10 protein-coding genes are annotated in these 17354 nt (G+C 72.7%); 8 read left to right on the top strand and 2 right to left on the bottom strand.

What is annotated here, in order from left to right; all coding sequences use genetic code 11:
• The first annotated feature begins 187 nt into the window (after positions 1-187).
• Positions 188-1831 carry a M4 family metallopeptidase gene (locus tag ACFV3R_RS06115; protein WP_385576232.1) on the top strand — a complete coding sequence of 548 codons (1644 nt, stop codon included), beginning with the start codon at positions 188-190 and terminating at the stop codon, positions 1829-1831.
• A 614-nt stretch (positions 1832-2445) separates the two neighbouring features.
• Here the strand turns inward: ACFV3R_RS06115 and ACFV3R_RS06120 are convergent.
• Positions 2446-3030, bottom strand: a complete 585-nt coding sequence (locus ACFV3R_RS06120; protein WP_385576479.1) for an ATP-binding protein — start codon at positions 3028-3030, stop codon at positions 2446-2448.
• A 99-nt stretch (positions 3031-3129) separates the two neighbouring features.
• Here ACFV3R_RS06120 and ACFV3R_RS06125 point away from each other — a divergent pair, with 99 nt between their 5' ends.
• Both ACFV3R_RS06125 and ACFV3R_RS06130 read left to right on the top strand, forming a co-directional pair.
• On the top strand, positions 3130-3999 hold the full coding sequence (locus ACFV3R_RS06125; protein WP_385576235.1) for a helix-turn-helix domain-containing protein: 870 nt from the start codon (positions 3130-3132) through the stop codon (positions 3997-3999).
• Positions 3996-4205 (top strand): DUF397 domain-containing protein, encoded by a 210-nt coding sequence (locus tag ACFV3R_RS06130; RefSeq protein WP_385576238.1) that lies wholly within the window; start codon positions 3996-3998, stop codon positions 4203-4205. The genes ACFV3R_RS06125 and ACFV3R_RS06130 overlap by 4 nt, the downstream gene beginning before the upstream one ends.
• 93 nt (positions 4206-4298) lie before the next feature.
• Here ACFV3R_RS06130 and glgP read toward each other — a convergent pair whose 3' ends face one another.
• Entirely contained in the window at positions 4299-6938 is a 2640-nt protein-coding gene (gene glgP, locus ACFV3R_RS06135) for an alpha-glucan family phosphorylase (protein WP_385576242.1), read from the bottom strand.
• A gap of 641 nt (positions 6939-7579) precedes the next feature.
• Between glgP and ACFV3R_RS06140 the strand changes: the two genes are divergently transcribed.
• From ACFV3R_RS06140 to ACFV3R_RS06160, 5 genes are all read left to right on the top strand, one after another.
• The gene (locus tag ACFV3R_RS06140; protein ID WP_385576244.1) at positions 7580-9571 is read left to right on the top strand and encodes a maltotransferase domain-containing protein; all 1992 of its coding nucleotides are present in this window, start codon (positions 7580-7582) and stop codon (positions 9569-9571) included.
• Positions 9568-11409: a maltose alpha-D-glucosyltransferase gene (treS, locus tag ACFV3R_RS06145; RefSeq protein WP_385576247.1), complete on the top strand. Its 1842-nt coding sequence runs from the start codon at positions 9568-9570 to the stop codon at positions 11407-11409. Before ACFV3R_RS06140 ends, treS begins: the two co-directional genes overlap by 4 nt.
• A gap of 324 nt (positions 11410-11733) precedes the next feature.
• A complete protein-coding gene (locus ACFV3R_RS06150) occupies positions 11734-13293 on the top strand; it encodes a maltokinase (RefSeq protein ID WP_385576249.1) in 1560 nt (519 codons plus the stop codon).
• A 244-nt stretch (positions 13294-13537) separates the two neighbouring features.
• On the top strand, positions 13538-16054 hold the full coding sequence (gene glgB, locus ACFV3R_RS06155; protein ID WP_385576252.1) for a 1,4-alpha-glucan branching enzyme: 2517 nt from the start codon (positions 13538-13540) through the stop codon (positions 16052-16054).
• Positions 16055-16173: 119 nt separating this feature from the next.
• Positions 16174-17349 carry a PP2C family protein-serine/threonine phosphatase gene (locus ACFV3R_RS06160; RefSeq protein ID WP_385576255.1) on the top strand — a complete coding sequence of 392 codons (1176 nt, stop codon included), beginning with the start codon at positions 16174-16176 and terminating at the stop codon, positions 17347-17349.
• The last annotated feature ends 5 nt before the right edge of the window (positions 17350-17354 follow it).

Consider the following 17354-nt stretch of genomic DNA (forward strand, 5'->3'; position numbering starts at 1 on the left):
CGGTTTCCTTCTCCCGCCGCCGCACGATCTGTTGAGCCGTGAACTTCTGGAGGGACATTTTTCGGCCAACATCACCGGCGGCGACTGACATGGACGCGCCCACCTGACATTCTTCGAACGTTCGACCGCACGTCACACGCACGCGCTTTGCACCCCCCACGTACACGGCAAAGTCGAAGGAGCACACGTGACCCCCCACACCTCCCGCATATCCCGGCGCACCAGGGTGGCCGGTGCCGCCGTCGCCGTCGCGGCCCTGACCACCGCCGGTCTCTTGACCGGCTCCGCGGGCGCGGCCCCCGGCGCCGCCCGCGCCGGTGCCCTCCCCGTCCAACTGACCGCCTCCCACCGGGCGGAGCTGCTCCGGGACGCGGACAGCACCCGGGCGCAGACCATGAAGACGCTCGGCCTGGGCTCCGCGGAGAAGCTCACCGTCAAGGACGTCGTCAAGGACGCCGACGGCACCACCCACACCCGCTACGAGCGCACCTACGACGGGCTCCCCGTCCTCGGCGGCGACCTCATCGTCCACCGGGCCCCCGACGGCACGGTCAAGAAGACCACCAAGGCCGCCCACGCGGCACTCAAGCTGGCCTCCACCACGGCGAAGCTCTCGGCGGGCACCGTCCGCGACGCCGCCCGCGCGAACGCCGCCAGAACGCTGGGTGCCAAGGGTGACGCGGCCAAGGCCGCCACGCCGCGCAAGGTGGTCTGGGCCGCCTCCGGCACCCCGAAGCTGGCCTACGAGACGGTCGTCACCAGCGTCGCCAAGGACGGCACGCCCAGCAAGCTGCACGTCATCACCGACGCCGACAGCGGCAAGAAGCTCTACTCCTACGACGACGTGCGCACCGGTACCGGCGAGAGCGAGTTCAGCGGCAGCGTCGAGCTGGGCACCACCAAGTCGGGCAGCGGCTACGCCCTCACCGACACCGCCCGCGGCGGACACTCGACGTACAACCTGGACAACGGGACCACCGGCAAGGGCAAGCTGTTCACCGACGACGACGACAAGTGGGGCACCGGCAAGGGCACCGACCCGCAGACCGCGGCCGTCGACGCGCACTACGGGGCCGCGGAGACCTGGGACTTCTACAAGAAGGTCTTCGGGCGCAACGGCATCGCCGGCGACGGCAAGGCCGCCTACTCCCGCGTCCACTACGGCGACAACTACGTCAACGCCTTCTGGGACGACAGCTGCTTCTGCATGACCTACGGCGACGGTGAGGGCAACAGCCACCCGCTGACCGCGCTGGACGTGGCGGCGCACGAGATGTCGCACGGCGTCACCGCCGCGACCGCCGGCCTGAACTACAGCGGCGAGTCCGGCGGCCTGAACGAGGCGACCAGCGACATCTTCGGCACCTCGGTGGAGTTCTACGCCGACAACTCCTCCGACCCGGGTGACTACCTCATCGGCGAGAAGATCGACATCAACGGCGACGGCTCCCCGCTGCGCTACATGGACAAGCCCAGCAAGGACGGCGCCTCCGCCGACTACTGGTCCTCCTCGGTCGGCAACAAGGACGTCCACTACTCCTCGGGCGTGGCCAACCACTTCTTCTACCTGCTCTCCGAGGGCAGCGGGAAGAAGACCGTCAACGGTGTCGACTACGACAGCCCGACCTCCGACGGCTCGAAGGTGACCGGAATCGGTCGGGACAAGGCCGAGCAGGTCTGGTACAAGGCGCTGACCGAGTACATGACCTCCACCACCGACTACGCGGACGCTCGCAAGGCCACCGTCTCCGCGGCCACCGACCTCTACGGCGCGGGCAGCGCGGAGGTCAAGGGTGTCGAGGCGGCCTGGACGGCGGTCAACGTCTCCTGATCCCGTGTGGGCTGGGGGGCGGGTGGCGCACCCGCCCCACAGCCCACGGGGCGCCGGTCCGCGGACCGGCGCCCCTGCGGCACGAACGGAACCCGGGTGACCGCATCGCCGCCGCCCGTTCACCACTGCTGCCGGACGGCCCGTCGGGTCTCCCACCGGGTACGGACCCTGATCTCACCGCACCGGGCCCGTGCCGACACCCTCGTACGGGTGAGGTACGCGTCGACCGCGTCCGGACCGGCCCCCGGCGGGAGGGGATCGAGACCGATCACCGCGCACGCCGTTGCACCGCTAAGCACGTGCTCCCGCCATGCGGCCCCGGGGCGGGGAAGGCTCAACTCGAAGGCCGGGTGACCGTAGTCCAAGGTCACGAGAGGGCCCCGCACGGTGAGACGCGCTCCAGAATCGGGAACGCACCGGGCGACCGGCGCCAGCCCCATGGCGTCCGCCATGCCCGTCAGCCCCGCCTCGACGTCGTCGTGCGTCGCGGCCCCCCGGCAGGCGCCCGGAGTGCCCCAACAGCAGCCAGGCGACAGGGCCGGCCGGTGTCGTGTCCAGCCATGTCGACACGGTCAGGTCGGCGATGAACCCGGGGCCGGGGACAGGGCAGAGGTTCACCTCACCCATGTCAGCTCCGCCCAGACCGACTTACCGAGCGGCTGGGACTCGACGCCCCACCTGCTCGCCAGCACGGCCACCAGGTACAAGCCCCGCCCCCGCACGCGTTCGTCGCCGCCCTCGCACAGCCGCGGCCGGCGCCGAACCGGGTCTGCGACCTCGATCCGGACGCCGCGGGCGGAGGCGACCATCGTCAGGCAGATCGCGTCACCGGGTTCGGTGCCGTAGCGGACGCTGTTGGTGACCAACTCGCTGACCACCAGAACTGTTGCGTCGAGGCGATCAGGGTCGATCCCCGGAACGTGGTAGCTCACGAACTGACGCGCGAACTCCCTGGCCTGCCTGGGGGCCTGTGGATCCTTCGCGAGGAGCAGGTGGGGTGGGGGACCTGTGGGTGGTGCGCAATACGCCTCGGGGGATGCGACTGGATTGGGGTGCCCCATGCAAGCTCCTCGATTCGGGCATGAACAGGCAGTCGGGGTCGTGACGCTTTGAAGCCAAATGCGTACGCCCCGCAGGTACAGCATGCATGTGTCTCGCATCACATCGCAATCTCGCCTATAGAATCTGAGAAATTGCATTTTTGAGCGACAGGAGTGCGCCAGCCGTGCGGCACCCGGGTGACACCGCACGCTGAGCAGGGGCAGACTGTCGGTCACGACGACGACAGGAGGGGGCCCATGTCCACACCGACGGTGCGACGCCGTCGACTGGGAGCGAAGCTGCGCGCCTTGCGCGACGGACTCGGGATGACCCTTGACGACGTCGCCGAGAAGAGCGCCGTCAGCGCGTCCCCGTTCACGACCGCGAAGTTGAGTCGACTGGAGACCGCCCGGACCGCAGCCAAGCCGGCGGACGTCGACGCGCTGCTGACCCTCTACGGGGTGTCGGACACAGAACTGCGCGCCGCTCTCCTCGCCTTGACGCGAGAAGGTGCCCAGCGCGGATGGTGGCAGTCCTACCGCGCCGTCCTCTCTCCGGTGTACGAGGACCTGATCTCACTCGAAACTGACGCGACTGCAGTCCGCACCTACCAGCTCGGAGTCATTCCTGGTCTGTTGCAGACCGGCGAGTACGCACGCGAACTCATGGGTGCGATCGGCATGGCGGACGCCGTCGAGGAACGCGTCGATGCCCTGGTCGAGGTACGTCTCGCCCGTCAGGCCGTGCTCACGCGAGACCATCCGCTGGACCTGTGGGCGGTGATCAGTGAAGGGGTGCTGCACACTCGCTGCGTGGGTGAGGGAGTCATGCGTGACCAGCTCTCACGTCTTCTGATGCTCGCGAAGCGACCCAACATCACGATTCAGGTCCTCCCCATCGACGCACCACCTCACGTTGGTCAGATGGGGTCGTACTCCCTGCTCGGGTTCGAGGGGCACATCGATCTCGACGTGGCGTTCGTCGAGCAACTCTCATCTTCGCTGTACGTAGAGGACAGCGATCAGGTGGAAACCTACCGGCGGGCTTTCGAACGGTTGCAAGCGGCCGCGCTGCCCGCAGAGGCGTCAGTCCAACGCATCGCAGAGATAAGGGAAAAGCACTCATGAGCAACGTCACGGACTCGTCGACCCTGCCGGTTCGCTGGTGGAAGTCGACGTTCTCCGACTCCGGCAACTGCGTCGAGTTCGGAGTCGTCAACGCCCAGGTGGCAGCCATCCGGGACAGCAAGCGCCCCAGCGGCCCGGCGCTGCTGGCGCCGGTGGAGCGGTTCGCCGCCCTGGTCGACGCCGTCAAGCGCGGCGACCTGGCCTGACGACGTCGGGAGACGGCCCGCCCCCGGGTTGCCGGGGGCGGGCCGTCTGCGTGGCGGGGGAAACGGCCATGGACGTCGACCTTGGCCGGGCCCTCAGCGCAGCAGCACCCCGGCCTCCTCGCCGGTGCCCTGCGGCGGCCAGGCCACCAGGCCCAGCTCGGTGCCGCCGCGCCCGTCGGGCAGCAGCGGGTGGGTCGGCACCACCCGGACCGTCCAGCCGAACGGCCCGGTGCGGTCCAGCAGCAGCGGCCCCTCGTAGAGCCGGCGCCCTGCCAGGTCGGCGCCGCCCACCGGCTTCAGCACCGTGGTGGCCGCGCCGGTGATGCGGTCCGCCTCGTCCACCCGGCCCGCGATCACCTGCACCTCCACGTCCTCCGGCGCCAGCCGGTCCAGCCCGACGCGGACCCGGAGGGTGACCGTGCCGCCCAGCTCGGCGACGTCCTCCTCCCCCGGACACGGGCCGGCCTCGACGTGGTCGACGGTGACGGCCGGCCAGGCCTGCCGGACGCCGGCCTTCCAGTCGGCCAGCTCCGTCGCGGCCGGTGCGGTCAGCGCACGGTGCGAGCGGGCCGCCGGGGCGTACAGGCGCTCGACGTACTCGCGGACCATGCGGCCCGCCACCACCTTCGGGCCCAGCCCGGCGAGGGTGCGGCGGACCATCTCCACCCAGCGGTCGGGGACGCCGTCCGCGCCGCGGTCGTAGAAGCGCGGCGCCACCCGGTCCTCCAGCAGCTCGTAGAGCGCCCCGGCCTCCAGCTCGTCGCGCCGCTCCTCGCCCACCGCCTCACCGTCGGCGGTGGGGATGGCCCAGCCGAAGTCGCTCTCGTACCACTCGTCCCACCAGCCGTCGCGCACCGAGAGGTTGAGGCAGCCGTTGAGCGCCGCCTTCATGCCGCTGGTACCGCAGGCCTCCAGGGGCCGCAGCGGGTTGTTGAGCCAGACGTCGCAGCCCGGGTAGAGCCGCTGGGCCATCGCCATGCCGTAGTCGGGGAGGAAGACGATGCGGTGGCGCACCGCGGGGTCGTCGGCGAACCGCACCAGGTCCTGGATGAGGCGCTTGCCCCCGTCGTCCGCGGGGTGGGCCTTGCCGGCGACGACGATCTGGAGCGGGCGCTCGGGGTGGAGCAGCAGCCGCCGCAGCCGCTCGGGGTCGCGCAGCATGAGGGTGAGGCGCTTGTAGGACGGGACGCGGCGGGCGAAGCCGACGGTGAGGACGTCGGGGTCCAGCACCCCGTCGATCCATCCGAGTTCGGCCTCCGCCGCCCCGCGGCGGCGCCAGGAGGCGCGGAGCCGGTCGCGGACCTCGGTCACCAGCCGGCCGCGCAGGGTGCGGCGCAGCTCCCAGACCTCGGCGGCGGGCACCTCGGCGAGCGCGTCCCAGTGGTCGGAGCCGCCCACGGTCAGCGCCTCGGTCAGGCGGTCCGCCCCCAGGGTGCGGGCGCCCAGCGCCACCACCTCTGGGGCGACCCAGGTGGGGGCGTGGACGCCGTTGGTGACGGAGGTGATCGGCACCTCCTCGGGCTCGAAGCCGGGCCAGAGGCCGGCGAACATCTCCCGGCTGACCTGGCCGTGGAGGGTGGAGACGCCGTTGGCGCGCTGGGCCAGGCGCAGTCCCATGACGGCCATGTTGAACAGGCCGCTCCCGCCGTCCGCCGCCTCCTCGCTGCCCAGGGCCAGCACCTGTTCGACGCCGAGGCCGGGCAGTTCCCCGTCCTCGCCGAAGTGGCGGGCGACCAGGTCGCGGTCGAAGCGGTCGATGCCGGCGGGGACGGGGGTATGGGTGGTGAAGACGGTGCCGGCGCGCACCGCCTCCAGGGCCGCCTCGAAGCCGAGGCCGTCCGCGACGCGCTCCCGGATGCGCTCCAGGCCGAGGAACCCGGCGTGGCCCTCGTTGGTGTGGAAGACCTCGGGGGCGGGGTGTCCGGTGAGGCGGGAGTACGCCCGGACCGCGCGCACGCCCCCGATGCCCAGCAGCATCTCCTGCAGGAGGCGGTGTTCGCTGCCGCCGCCGTAGAGCCGGTCGGTGACCTCGCGTTCGCGGGGGTCGTTGTCCTCGACGTCGGAGTCGAGCAGGAGCAGCGGCACCCGGCCGACCCGGGCGAGCCACACCTGGGCGTGGAGGGTGCGGTGGCCGGGGAGGGCGAGTGGGACGAGGGCGGGTGAGCCGTCGGCCTCCCGCAGCCTCTCCAGGGGCAGCTCCGCCGGGTCCAGTACGGGGTACTGCTCCTGCTGCCAGCCGTCGCGGCTGAGCGACTGGCGGAAGTAGCCGTGGCGGTAGAGCAGGCCGACGCCGACCACGGGCACCCCGAGGTCGCTGGCCGCCTTGAGGTGGTCGCCGGCCAGGATGCCCAGGCCGCCGGAGTACTGGGGCAGAGCGGCGGTGATGCCGAACTCGGGGGAGAAGTAGGCGACGGCGGCGGGCTGGTCGCCGGCCGGCCCGCTCTGGTACCAGCGTGGCCCGCTGAGGTAGTCGCGCAGGTCGGCGGCGGCCTCGGCGAGCCGGCTCAGGAACACCTCGTCGCCGGCGAGTTCGGTCAGACGTGCAGCGGAGACCGAGCCGAGGAGGCGCACGGGATCCTCTCCGGCCTGCCGCCAGCCGTCGGGATCGATCGCGCGGAACAGCTCCCGGGTGGCGCCGTGCCAGGACCAGCGGAGGTTGCGGGCGAGGTCGTCCAGGGGTCGTAGGGGGGTGGGCAGGACGGGACGCACGGTGAAACGACGAATGGCCTTCACCCTTCGACGGTAGCTCCCGGTGCGGCGCCGGGCAGCTCTCACGCGGCGAACCGGCCGTCACTTCCGCGCGTTCGTACCCCTCCTTCCCTAGCCTGACGCACAGTCAGCAACGCATTGGCCAAAGATCAATGGCGCAGTGTCCAGCAGAGCGGGCCTCCCGGGCCGCAGGACGCGCACCCAACGGACCGGTCTCCCCATCACCGGGTGTCACAGGCGGACTTGGCCTGCTCCTGCCGGTGTGATCCGGGGCAGGGGTGGTACCCAGAAGACGGGGGCGTCGGCCCGGCCGGCCGGGGCGGTCATCCAGCGGCGCGTCCGACCGGCGCCCCCGCCCCCCGCGGGCCCACCGGGCCCGGGGTTCTCCACCGTGCCCACCCGGGTCGTTCCGGGCGGGTGGCACTCGGCACCACGGCCCGACACCCGTGGGTCGATGGCCGGTTACGTACCAGAAGTTAACGCAAGGGCCGGATTGCCCTCCCGCCGCGGGTGGGAAGGCTCCCCCGGTGTACGTCCCGCGCAGCCCTGCCGCCCCGCCAACCGAGTGAAAGCGCACAGGAGCGTCCATGCCCGCACGTACGGCCCCCACGGAGAAGATACAAAGAGCGAATCCCCCTAAAACGCCACGAACCGCAGGTGGTCCCATGATCGGCCGCATCCCCGTCCTGGACGTCGCCCCCCTCGTCGACTGCGGTCGCCGGCCGGCCAAGGCGGTGGTCGGGGAGACCTTCCAGGTGAGCGCCACGGTCTTCCGCGAGGGACACGACGCGGTCGCGGCCGACGTCGTCCTGCGGGGCCCCTCGGGGCGGACCGCCGGATCCACCCGCATGCGTGAACTCGCCCCCGGCACCGACCGGTTCGGGGCGGAGGTCACCCCGACCGCCGAGGGCAGGTGGTCCTACGTCGTCGAGGCGTGGTCGGACCCGGTGGCCACCTGGCGCCACCACGCCCAGGTCAAGGTCCCCGCGGGCATCGACACCGAACTCGTCCTGACCGAGGGCGCCGCGCTGCACGAGCGGGCCGCGGCCGGGGTGCCCAAGCGGGCGGGACGCGAGACGGTGCTCGCCGCGGTCGACGTGCTGCGCGACCGCGAACTGCCGGCGGCGACCCGTCTGGCCGCGGTCCTCACCCCCGAGGTCTCCGCGGTCCTGGACCGGCACCCGCTGCGCGAGCTGGTGAGCGCCTCCCGGCCGGTGCCGCTGCTGGTGGAGCGCCGCCGGGCGCTGTTCGGGTCGTGGTACGAGATGTTCCCGCGCTCGGAGGGGGCGGTGCTCCAGGAGGGCCGGCCGCCGGTCAGCGGGAACTTCCGCACCGCGGCGGCCCGCCTGCCCGCGGTCGCCGCCATGGGTTTCGACGTGGTGTACCTGCCGCCCGTCCACCCCATCGGCACCGCCTTCCGCAAGGGCCCCAACAACTCCCTCTCGGCCGGCGCCCACGACGTCGGATCGCCGTGGGCCATCGGCTCCCCCGAGGGGGGCCACGACGCGATCCACCCCGACCTCGGCACCTTCGAGGACTTCGACCACTTCGTGCAGACGGCGCGGGAGCTGCGCATGGAGGTGGCCCTCGACTTCGCCCTGCAGTGCTCGCCGGACCATCCGTGGGTCAAGGAGCACCCCGAGTGGTTCCACCACCGTGCCGACGGCACCATCGCCTACGCCGAGAACCCGCCGAAGAAGTACCAGGACATCTACCCCGTCGACTTCGACACCGACTTCGCGGGCATCGTCGCCGAGACCGAGCGGGTACTGCGGCTGTGGATGGACCACGGGGTGCGGATCTTCCGGGTGGACAACCCCCACACCAAGCCGGTCGCCTTCTGGGAGAAGGTCATCGCCGACATCGGTCGCACCGACCCCGACGTGATCTTCCTGGCCGAGGCCTTCACCCGGCCGGCGATGATGCGGGCGCTCGCCCAGGTCGGCTTCCAGCAGTCCTACACCTACTTCACCTGGCGCAACTCCAAGGACGAACTCACCGCGTACGCACGGGAACTTGCCGAGGAGACCGCCGCGTACATGCGGCCCAACTTCTTCGTCAACACCCCCGACATCCTGCACGCCTACCTCCAGGAGGGCGGCCGGCCGGCGTTCGCGGTCCGGGCCGTGCTCGCCGCGACGCTCTCGCCGTCCTGGGGGGTGTACGCCGGTTTCGAGCTCTGCGAGAACAGCGCGGTGCGGCCCGGCAGCGAGGAGTACCTGGACTCCGAGAAGTACCAGCTGCGGCCCCGCGACTGGGAGCGGGCCGCCCGCGAGGGCACCTCGCTCGCCCCGCTGATCACCACCCTCAACCGGCTCCGGCGCCGCCACCCGGCGCTCCAGCAACTGCGTGACGTGCACTTCCACCACGCCGACGACGACGCGGTGATCGCCTACTCCAAGCGTGAGGGTGCCGACACCGTCCTCACCGTGGTCAACCTCGACCCGCACCACACCCACGAGGCGACGGTCTCGTTGGACATGCCGGCACTCGGGCTGGACTGGCACGAGTCCCTCCCGGTGCGCGACGAGCTCACCGGCGACACCTACCACTGGGGCAGGGACAACTATGTGCGTCTGGAGCCGGGCCGCTGCCCAGCGCCCGCGCACATCCTCACCCTGCGGCCGTCCTCATCGATCGGAGGGTCACCCAATTGATCGTCAACGATCCCGTCCACGACAAGTTCGAGGACACACCGGCCAGGGACCGCGACCCGGACTGGTTCAAGCGCGCCGTCTTCTACGAGGTCCTCGTCCGCTCCTTCCAGGACAGCAACGGCGACGGCATCGGTGACCTCAAGGGCCTGACCGCAAGGCTGGACTATCTCCAGTGGCTGGGGGTGGACTGCCTCTGGCTGCCGCCGTTCTTCAAGTCCCCTCTGCGGGACGGCGGTTACGACGTGTCGGACTACACGGCCGTGCTCCCGGAGTTCGGCGACCTGGCCGACTTCGTGGAGTTCGTCGACGCCGCCCACCAGCGGGGCATCCGGGTCATCATCGACATCGTCATGAACCACACCAGCGACCAGCACCCGTGGTTCCAGGAGTCGCGCAAGGACCCCGAAGGCCCCTACGGCGACTACTACATGTGGGCTGACGACGACAAGCGCTACAGCGACGCCCGGATCATCTTCGTCGACACCGAGGCGTCCAACTGGACCTTCGACCCGGTCCGCAAGCAGTACTACTGGCACCGGTTCTTCTCCCACCAACCGGACCTCAACTACGAGAACCCCGCGGTGCAGGAGGAGATGATCTCCGCCCTCAGGTTCTGGCTGGACCTGGGCATCGACGGCTTCCGGCTGGACGCCGTGCCCTACCTCTACGCCGAGGAGGGCACCAACTGCGAGAACCTCCCCGCCTCCCACGGCTTCCTCAAGCGGGTACGGGCCGAGGTCGACGCGCACTACCCGGACACCGTGCTGCTCGCGGAGGCCAACCAGTGGCCGGAGGACGTCGTCGACTACTTCGGCGACTACGCCAGGGGCGGCGACGAGTGCCACATGGCCTTCCACTTCCCCGTGATGCCCCGCATCTTCATGGCGGTGCGGCGGGAGTCGCGCTACCCGGTCTCCGAGATCCTCGCCAAGACGCCGGAGATCCCCTCCGGCTGCCAGTGGGGCATCTTCCTGCGCAACCACGACGAGTTGACCCTGGAGATGGTCACCGACGAGGAGCGCGACTACATGTACGCGGAGTACGCCAAGGACCCGCGGATGCGCGCCAACATCGGCATCCGCCGGCGGCTGGCACCGCTGCTGGACAACGACCGCAACCAGATCGAGCTGTTCACCGCACTGCTGCTCTCGCTGCCCGGGTCGCCGATCCTCTACTACGGCGACGAGATCGGCATGGGCGACAACATCTGGCTGGGCGACCGCGACGCGGTGCGCACCCCGATGCAGTGGACCCCGGACCGCAACGCCGGCTTCTCCTCCAGCGACCCGGGACGGCTGTACCTGCCGACCATCATGGACCCGGTCTACGGCTACCAGGTCACCAACGTCGAGGCCTCGATGTCGAGCCCCTCCTCGCTGCTGCACTGGACCCGCCGGATGATCGAGATCCGCAAGCAGAACCCGGCGTTCGGCCTCGGCACCTACACCGAGCTGATGTCCTCCAACCCGGCCGTCCTCGCTTTCCTTCGCGAGTACGGGGACGACCTGGTGCTGTGCGTGCACAACTTCTCCCGTTTCGCGCAGCCCACCGAACTGGACCTGCGGGCGTTCGCCGGCCGCAACCCGGTGGAGCTGATCGGCGGGGTGCGCTTCCCGGCCATCGGTGAACTGCCCTACCTGCTGACGCTGGCGGGGCACGGCTTCTACTGGTTCCGGCTGCGGCGTTCGGAGCCGTCCGGCACCGCCCCGGCCGAGGCGGTCGCACCCGCCGCGGCCCAGGGGCCCGCCACCCCCGTCACCCCACCCGCCCGTCCCACCGTCCCGCCGTCCGCGGGCGCGCCGTCCCCGAGGCCGCCCGCACCACCGGAGCGCACCTGACCCCCACCCGGGCCCGGGCCGCCGCCGCGCGGTCCGGCGCGTGCCTTCGGAAGATGCCAGTTCCCCCCGCCCGTACGCGAGCTCGCGTACGGGCGTTTTCCGTTGCGCTGCCCGGGCACGCTTCCCTACATCCGCTCGGCCCGGGCCGGTTCGCCCACGTGCGGCGACCACCGCGCGCGGGTCCCCTCCGGTCCCGCCCCACCCCTCCGGGGTGCCCCGCCCGGACTCCGTCTGGGGGTACCCCCACCGTGCCGCCGCAACGCCAAGGCCGCATTCCGGGACACTCTGCCCTACTGTCGTGTGCCCGGGGAAAGGACTCGACGCATGTCGGAAACCGCCTCGACCCACGCCACCGAACGACTCGCGCCGCCGCACCGAACGGGCGGCGCCACCACGCCCGCCCTGCTGCCCTCCCTGGAGCCGCTGCTGCGGGAGTGGCTGCCCAGGCAGCGCTGGTTCGCGGGCAAGGGCCGCCCCGTCACCGGGTTCCAGCCGGTCTCGGCCACCGAGGTGCTGCCCTGCCCGGGCCCCGGCGGCAGCCCGGGCCTGCTCCATCTCCTCATCCGCGCCGAGCAGTCCGGGCCGCCGCAGGCACTGGGGACGCCCGACTGCTACCAACTCCTGCTCGGGGTCCACGACACACTGCCGCCGCGGTTGGCGAGCGCCCTGGTGGGCCGGCCGCGTGGCGGCCCGCTGGCCGGCCTCACGGTCTACGACGCACTGCTGGACCCGCGGCTGTGCGCTGTACTGATGGAGCGGCTGCGCGCCCCCGGCCGGCTGGGGGCGCTGCGTTTCCACCGCGAGGCGGCGGCCACCGTGCCGCCGGGCCTGCTGGCGCGGCCCCTCACGGCCGAGCAGTCCAACTCCTCGGTGGTCTTCGGGGACGCGTACATCCTGAAGATCTTCCGACGCGTCTCCCCCGGCCGCAATCCGGACCTGGAGCTGCCGCTGACCCTGGCCCGGGCGGGGTGCGGGCGGGTCCCGGCCCCCGCCGCGTGGTTCGAGGCGGAGCCCGCCGGCGCGCCGGCGGCGGGCGGTGGCCCGGCCGCCGCGGAGGAGCCCACGACGCTGGGGGTGCTCCAGCCCTTCCTGCACGGTTCCGTCGACGGCTGGCAGTTGGCGCTGAACGCCCTGTCGGTCCGCTCCGACTTCACCGCAGCCGCGCGCTCCCTGGGCCACGCGACGGCCGAGGTCCACACCGAGCTGGCCCGCTCGCTGCCCACCGTGCGGCTGCGCCGGCCCCAACTCGACGCGGTGGCCGCCGGGATGACCGAACGGATGGAGGCCACCGCCCGGGCGGTGCCGGCCCTGCGGCCGTACTGCGACGGGCTGCGCCGGGCCTTCGACGCGCTGCGTGACCTCGGCGGCGAGGAGCGGGGCTGGGCGGCGCAGCGCATCCACGGCGACCTGCACCTGGGGCAGACGCTGCGGACCGGCGACGGCCGGTGGGCCGTGATCGACTTCGAGGGCGAACCGTCCCGGCCGCTGGCCGAGCGGCGCCGCCTTGAGCCCGCGGTGCGGGACATCGCCGGGATACTGCGATCCTTCGACTACGCGGCCTCCAGCGGACCTTCGGGTGGTGACGCCTGGTCCCTGGAGTGGGCGCGCGCCACCCGCGAGGCGTACTGCGACGGCTACGCGGAGGCCGGCGGGCCCGACCCGCGGGCGGTGCCGGAACTGCTGCGGGCCTACGAGACGGACAAGGCCGTCTACGAGGTGCTGTACGAGGCACGCCACCGCCCCGACTGGCTGCCGGTGCCGCTGGCGGCCGTGCGCCGGCTCGCGGCGGCGGCCGGCGGGCAGTCGGCCGACACCGTGGGGGCGGGCGCCCCGGCCGGTGTAGCGGCCCCCGCCTCGCCGCCGCCCACCGGCCCGGCCTCGTGAGGCCCGGGCAGGCGCGGCCGGGCCGCCGGGCCGCGCTCCGCCGCCGCCCGCCGCCCGTCACCGGCCGCCGTCCCGCGCGGCGGGCCCGGTCCGTCCGGCGCTCCCGGTCCGTCCGGTGGGCCGGCGCGGCTTCCGGCCGGGGCGGGCGTCGCCCCGGCCCGGCCGTGTTCCGGTGGCGGCCCGCGCCCCCCGTGCGGCTCCGAGTTCCCCGTTTCCGCGTTCCCCCGTCGAGGAGGACCCCGTCGTGACCGCCCGTCCCCCGTCCTTTCCCCCGCCCAGCGGCGCGGGCCGCGAGCCCGCCGCACACCGCCGTGCCCCCGCGCCGCCGCCCGCGGCCTCCGGTACCCGGCCGACCGCCGACCCGGCGCCGGGCGGGCGCCGCTCCCGGGGCGCCGCCGCCCCCGCCCCGCCCCGCGAGGACGCGACCGCCGCGGCACACCGGGACGCGGCCGGTGGCGACCACCCGCCCGCCCAGCGCACCTCGCCCGCCGGTGCCGGACCGGCAGGCGCCGACGGGGCCCACACGGAGGCCGGCCCGGCGGCCCGGCGGACCGTCGAGGTGTCCGCCGCGCCGTCACTGGACGCGGGGGACCGCAGCCGCCTCCTGGAGGGCACCCACCACGACCCGCACGGCGTGCTGGGGGCGCACCCCGCCCAAGGCGGCACCCTGGTGCGGGTCCTGCGGCCGTACGCGGAGGCGGTCACGGTGGTCGCCGAGGGGCTGCGGGCGCCACTGCTGGACGAGGGGGACGGCTTCTTCGGCGGGGTGCTGCCGGGGGACGAGAAAGCGGCGCCCTACCGGCTGTCGGTGCGTTACGGCGCCGGGGACGAGGTGTGCCTGGAGGACCCCTACCGCTTCCTGCCCTCGCTCGGCGACTTCGACCTGCACCTGATCGGCGAGGGCCGTCACGAGGAGCTGTGGCGTGCGCTGGGCGCGCACCCCACCACACACCAGGGGGTGTCGGGCACCCGGTTCACGCTCTGGGCGCCCAACGCCCGCGGGGTGCGGGTGGTCGGTGACTTCAACTACTGGGACGGCACGGCGCACCCGATGCGCTCGCTGGGCGCCACCGGGGTGTGGGAGCTGTTCGTGCCGGGCGTCGGCGAGGGCGAGCTGTACAAGTTCGACCTCACCCGGCCGGACGGCACCCACACCGTCCGCATCGACCCGCTGGCCCGCCGCACCGAGTGCCCGCCGGCGACCTCCTCCGTCGTGCACGTCTCCCACCACACCTGGCAGGACGGGGAGTGGATGGCGCGCCGGGCCGAACGGCCTGTGCACCAGGCGCCGTTCTCGGTGTACGAGGTACACCTGCCGTCCTGGCGCCCCCGGCTGACCTACCGCGAGCTGGCCGAACAACTCCCGGCCTACGTAAGGGACCTGGGCTTCACCCATGTGGAGTTCATGCCGGTCGCCGAGCACCCGTTCGGCGGTTCCTGGGGTTACCAGGTCACCGGTTTCTACGCGCCGACCGCCCGCATGGGCACCCCGGACGACTTCAAGTTCCTGGTGGACGCGCTGCACCGGGCGGGCATCGGCGTGATCGTGGACTGGGTGCCGGCCCACTTCCCGCGCGACGAGTGGGCACTGGCCGAGTACGACGGCCGGCCGCTGTACGAGCCGAGCGATCCGCAGCGGGCCGCCCACCCGGACTGGGGGACGCTGGAGTTCGACTACGGGCGCACCGAGGTCCGCAACTTCCTGGTGGCCAACGCGGTCTACTGGTGCGAGGAGTACCACATCGACGGGCTGCGGGTGGACGCCGTCGCCTCCATGCTCTACCTGGACTACTCCCGCGAGGCGGGCCAGTGGTCACCCAACCGGTTCGGCGGCCGGGAGAACCTGGACGCGGTGGCCTTCCTGCAGGAGATGAACGCCACCGTCTACCGGCGCTGCCCCGGGGTGGTGACCATCGCGGAGGAGTCGACGGCCTGGGACGGGGTGACGCGGGCGACCCACCACGTCGGCCCGGGCGGGTTCGGCGGCCTCGGTTTCGGGCTGAAGTGGAACATGGGCTGGATGCACGACTCGCTCCAGTACCTGGGGCACGACCCGGTGCACCGCAGCCACCACCACGGCGAGATGACCTTCTCCATGGTGTACGCCTACTCGGAGAACTACGTGCTGCCCATCTCGCACGACGAGGTGGTGCACGGCAAGCGGTCGCTGGTCTCGAAGATGCCGGGCGACTGGTGGCAGCAGCGCGCCACCCACCGGGCGTACCTGGGCTTCATGTGGGCCCACCCCGGCAAGCAACTGCTGTTCATGGGGCAGGAGTTCGCACAGGGCGCGGAGTGGTCGGAGAGCCACGGACCGGACTGGTGGCTGCTGGACCCCAGTTACGCGGCCGAGGCGGACCACCGGGGCGTGCGCGACCTGGTGCGCGACCTCAACCTGACCTACCGCGACACCCCCGCGCTCTGGCAGCTGGACACCGACCCGGCCGGCTTCTCCTGGATCGAGGGCGACGCGGCCCAGGACAACGTCCTGGCCTTCCTCCGGATCGACGCGGACGGCTCCCCGCTGCTGGCCGTCTCGAACTTCTCGGCGGTGGTGCGCCACGACTACCGGCTGGGGGTGCCGGAGACGGTGGCGGCCTGGCAGGAGGTGCTCAACACCGACGCGTCGCGGTACGGGGGCGGCGGGGTGACCAACCCGGAGCCGTTGAAGGCGGAGCCGGTACCGCAGCACGGACGTCCGGCCTCCATCGCACCGGTACTGCCGCCGCTGGCCACCGTCTGGTTCCGTCCCGCCCGGTGACCTGCCCGGCGGGGGCGGGTCCACGGCTGCCGGCCGCCCCGCCCCCGCCGGCCGGCAGCGTCCGTCCCCCGCACGGCGACATACCTCGCACACCACCACGTACGGCATAAACTGCCCGCATGGATCGGACGTGGCGTCGCCTGTCACGCGTCATCCCCTGGGTGCCGCCCCTCCTCCTGCTGGCGGCGGTCGCGACCGACGCCCTGACCCCGGAGCCGTACACCGGGGCGCCGCTCGCCTCACTGGCGGCGATGACGGCGGCGGCGGCGCTCTCCTTCCGCTACACCGCCTGGACCGCGGCGATCGGCGTCACGCTGGCCGTCGCCTCGGGTGTGCTCCAGCGTGATTCCGCGGAGTACGACGCGACCCTGCTGGCCAACGTGGTGCTGGCCGCCCTCCTGGCGCTGGCCATCAACCGGCTGCTGGCCCGGCAGTCGGCCCGGCTGACCCTGGAGCGGGGACGGCTCGCCAGCGCCCAGGACCGGCTCTCCCTCGCGCACGGCGCACTGGAGAGCCTGCAGCGCGCCATCATCCCGGTCCCGCCGACCACGGTGGGTGCCCTGCGGCTGGCCTGCCGGTACGAGGCGGCCAGTGCGGAGGCGCAGATCGGCGGCGACCTGTACGCGGTGCGCCGGGCGCCCGGGGGCGGTCTGCGGTTCCTGGTGGCCGACGTGCGCGGCAAGGGCCTCTCGGCGGTGGCCGCCGTCTCCGTCCTGACCGGTGCCTTCCGGGAGCGGGCGGGCACCGAGGAGGAACTGGTGGCGGTGGCCCGGCGGCTGGACGAGGCGGTGGTGCGCAACATCACCGAGGACGTGGGGGCGGGCAGCCCGGCCTTCGACGAGGGCTTCGCCACCGCACTGGTGGGGGAGGTCGACCGGGACTGCACCACCCTCCGGCTGGTCGACTGCGGCCACCCGCCGCCCTACCTGGCGCACGGCGGGCGGCTGACCGAGCTGAGTGCGGCCGAGCCGGGGGTGCCGCTGGGGCTCGGGGCCCTCTCCCCCGACGGCCCCCGGGTGGAGGCCTTCTCGGTCCCGCCGGGGGGCGTGCTGCTGTGCGTCACGGACGGTGTCACCGAGGCCCGCGACGACCACGGCGTCTTCTACGACCCGCTCGCCCGGCTCCATCCGCCGGCGCAGGTGGCCCCCGCCGACCTGATCGACCTGCTGTTCCGTTCGGTGCACGACTGGACGGGCGAGGTGCGCGACGACGACATGGCGGTCCTGGCCCTGGCGGGCCCGGCGGTGCGCGGGACGACGGGGACGGCCGGGGCGACGGCGGACGCGGGGCGCTGAGGACC

This window comes from Streptomyces sp. NPDC059740 (genome assembly GCF_042733155.1).
GTDB lineage: Bacteria > Actinomycetota > Actinomycetes > Streptomycetales > Streptomycetaceae > Streptomyces.

Coding starts and splice junctions, on each gene's coding strand:
- ACFV3R_RS06120 (WP_385576479.1), bottom strand. CDS start 3,030: ATGCAATTTCTCAGATTCTATAGGCGAGATTGCGATGTGATGCGAGAC.
- ACFV3R_RS06125 (WP_385576235.1), top strand. CDS start 3,130: ATGTCCACACCGACGGTGCGACGCCGTCGACTGGGAGCGAAGCTGCGC.
- ACFV3R_RS06130 (WP_385576238.1), top strand. CDS start 3,996: ATGAGCAACGTCACGGACTCGTCGACCCTGCCGGTTCGCTGGTGGAAG.
- ACFV3R_RS06140 (WP_385576244.1), top strand. CDS start 7,580: ATGATCGGCCGCATCCCCGTCCTGGACGTCGCCCCCCTCGTCGACTGC.
- ACFV3R_RS06150 (WP_385576249.1), top strand. CDS start 11,734: ATGTCGGAAACCGCCTCGACCCACGCCACCGAACGACTCGCGCCGCCG.
- ACFV3R_RS06160 (WP_385576255.1), top strand. CDS start 16,174: ATGGATCGGACGTGGCGTCGCCTGTCACGCGTCATCCCCTGGGTGCCG.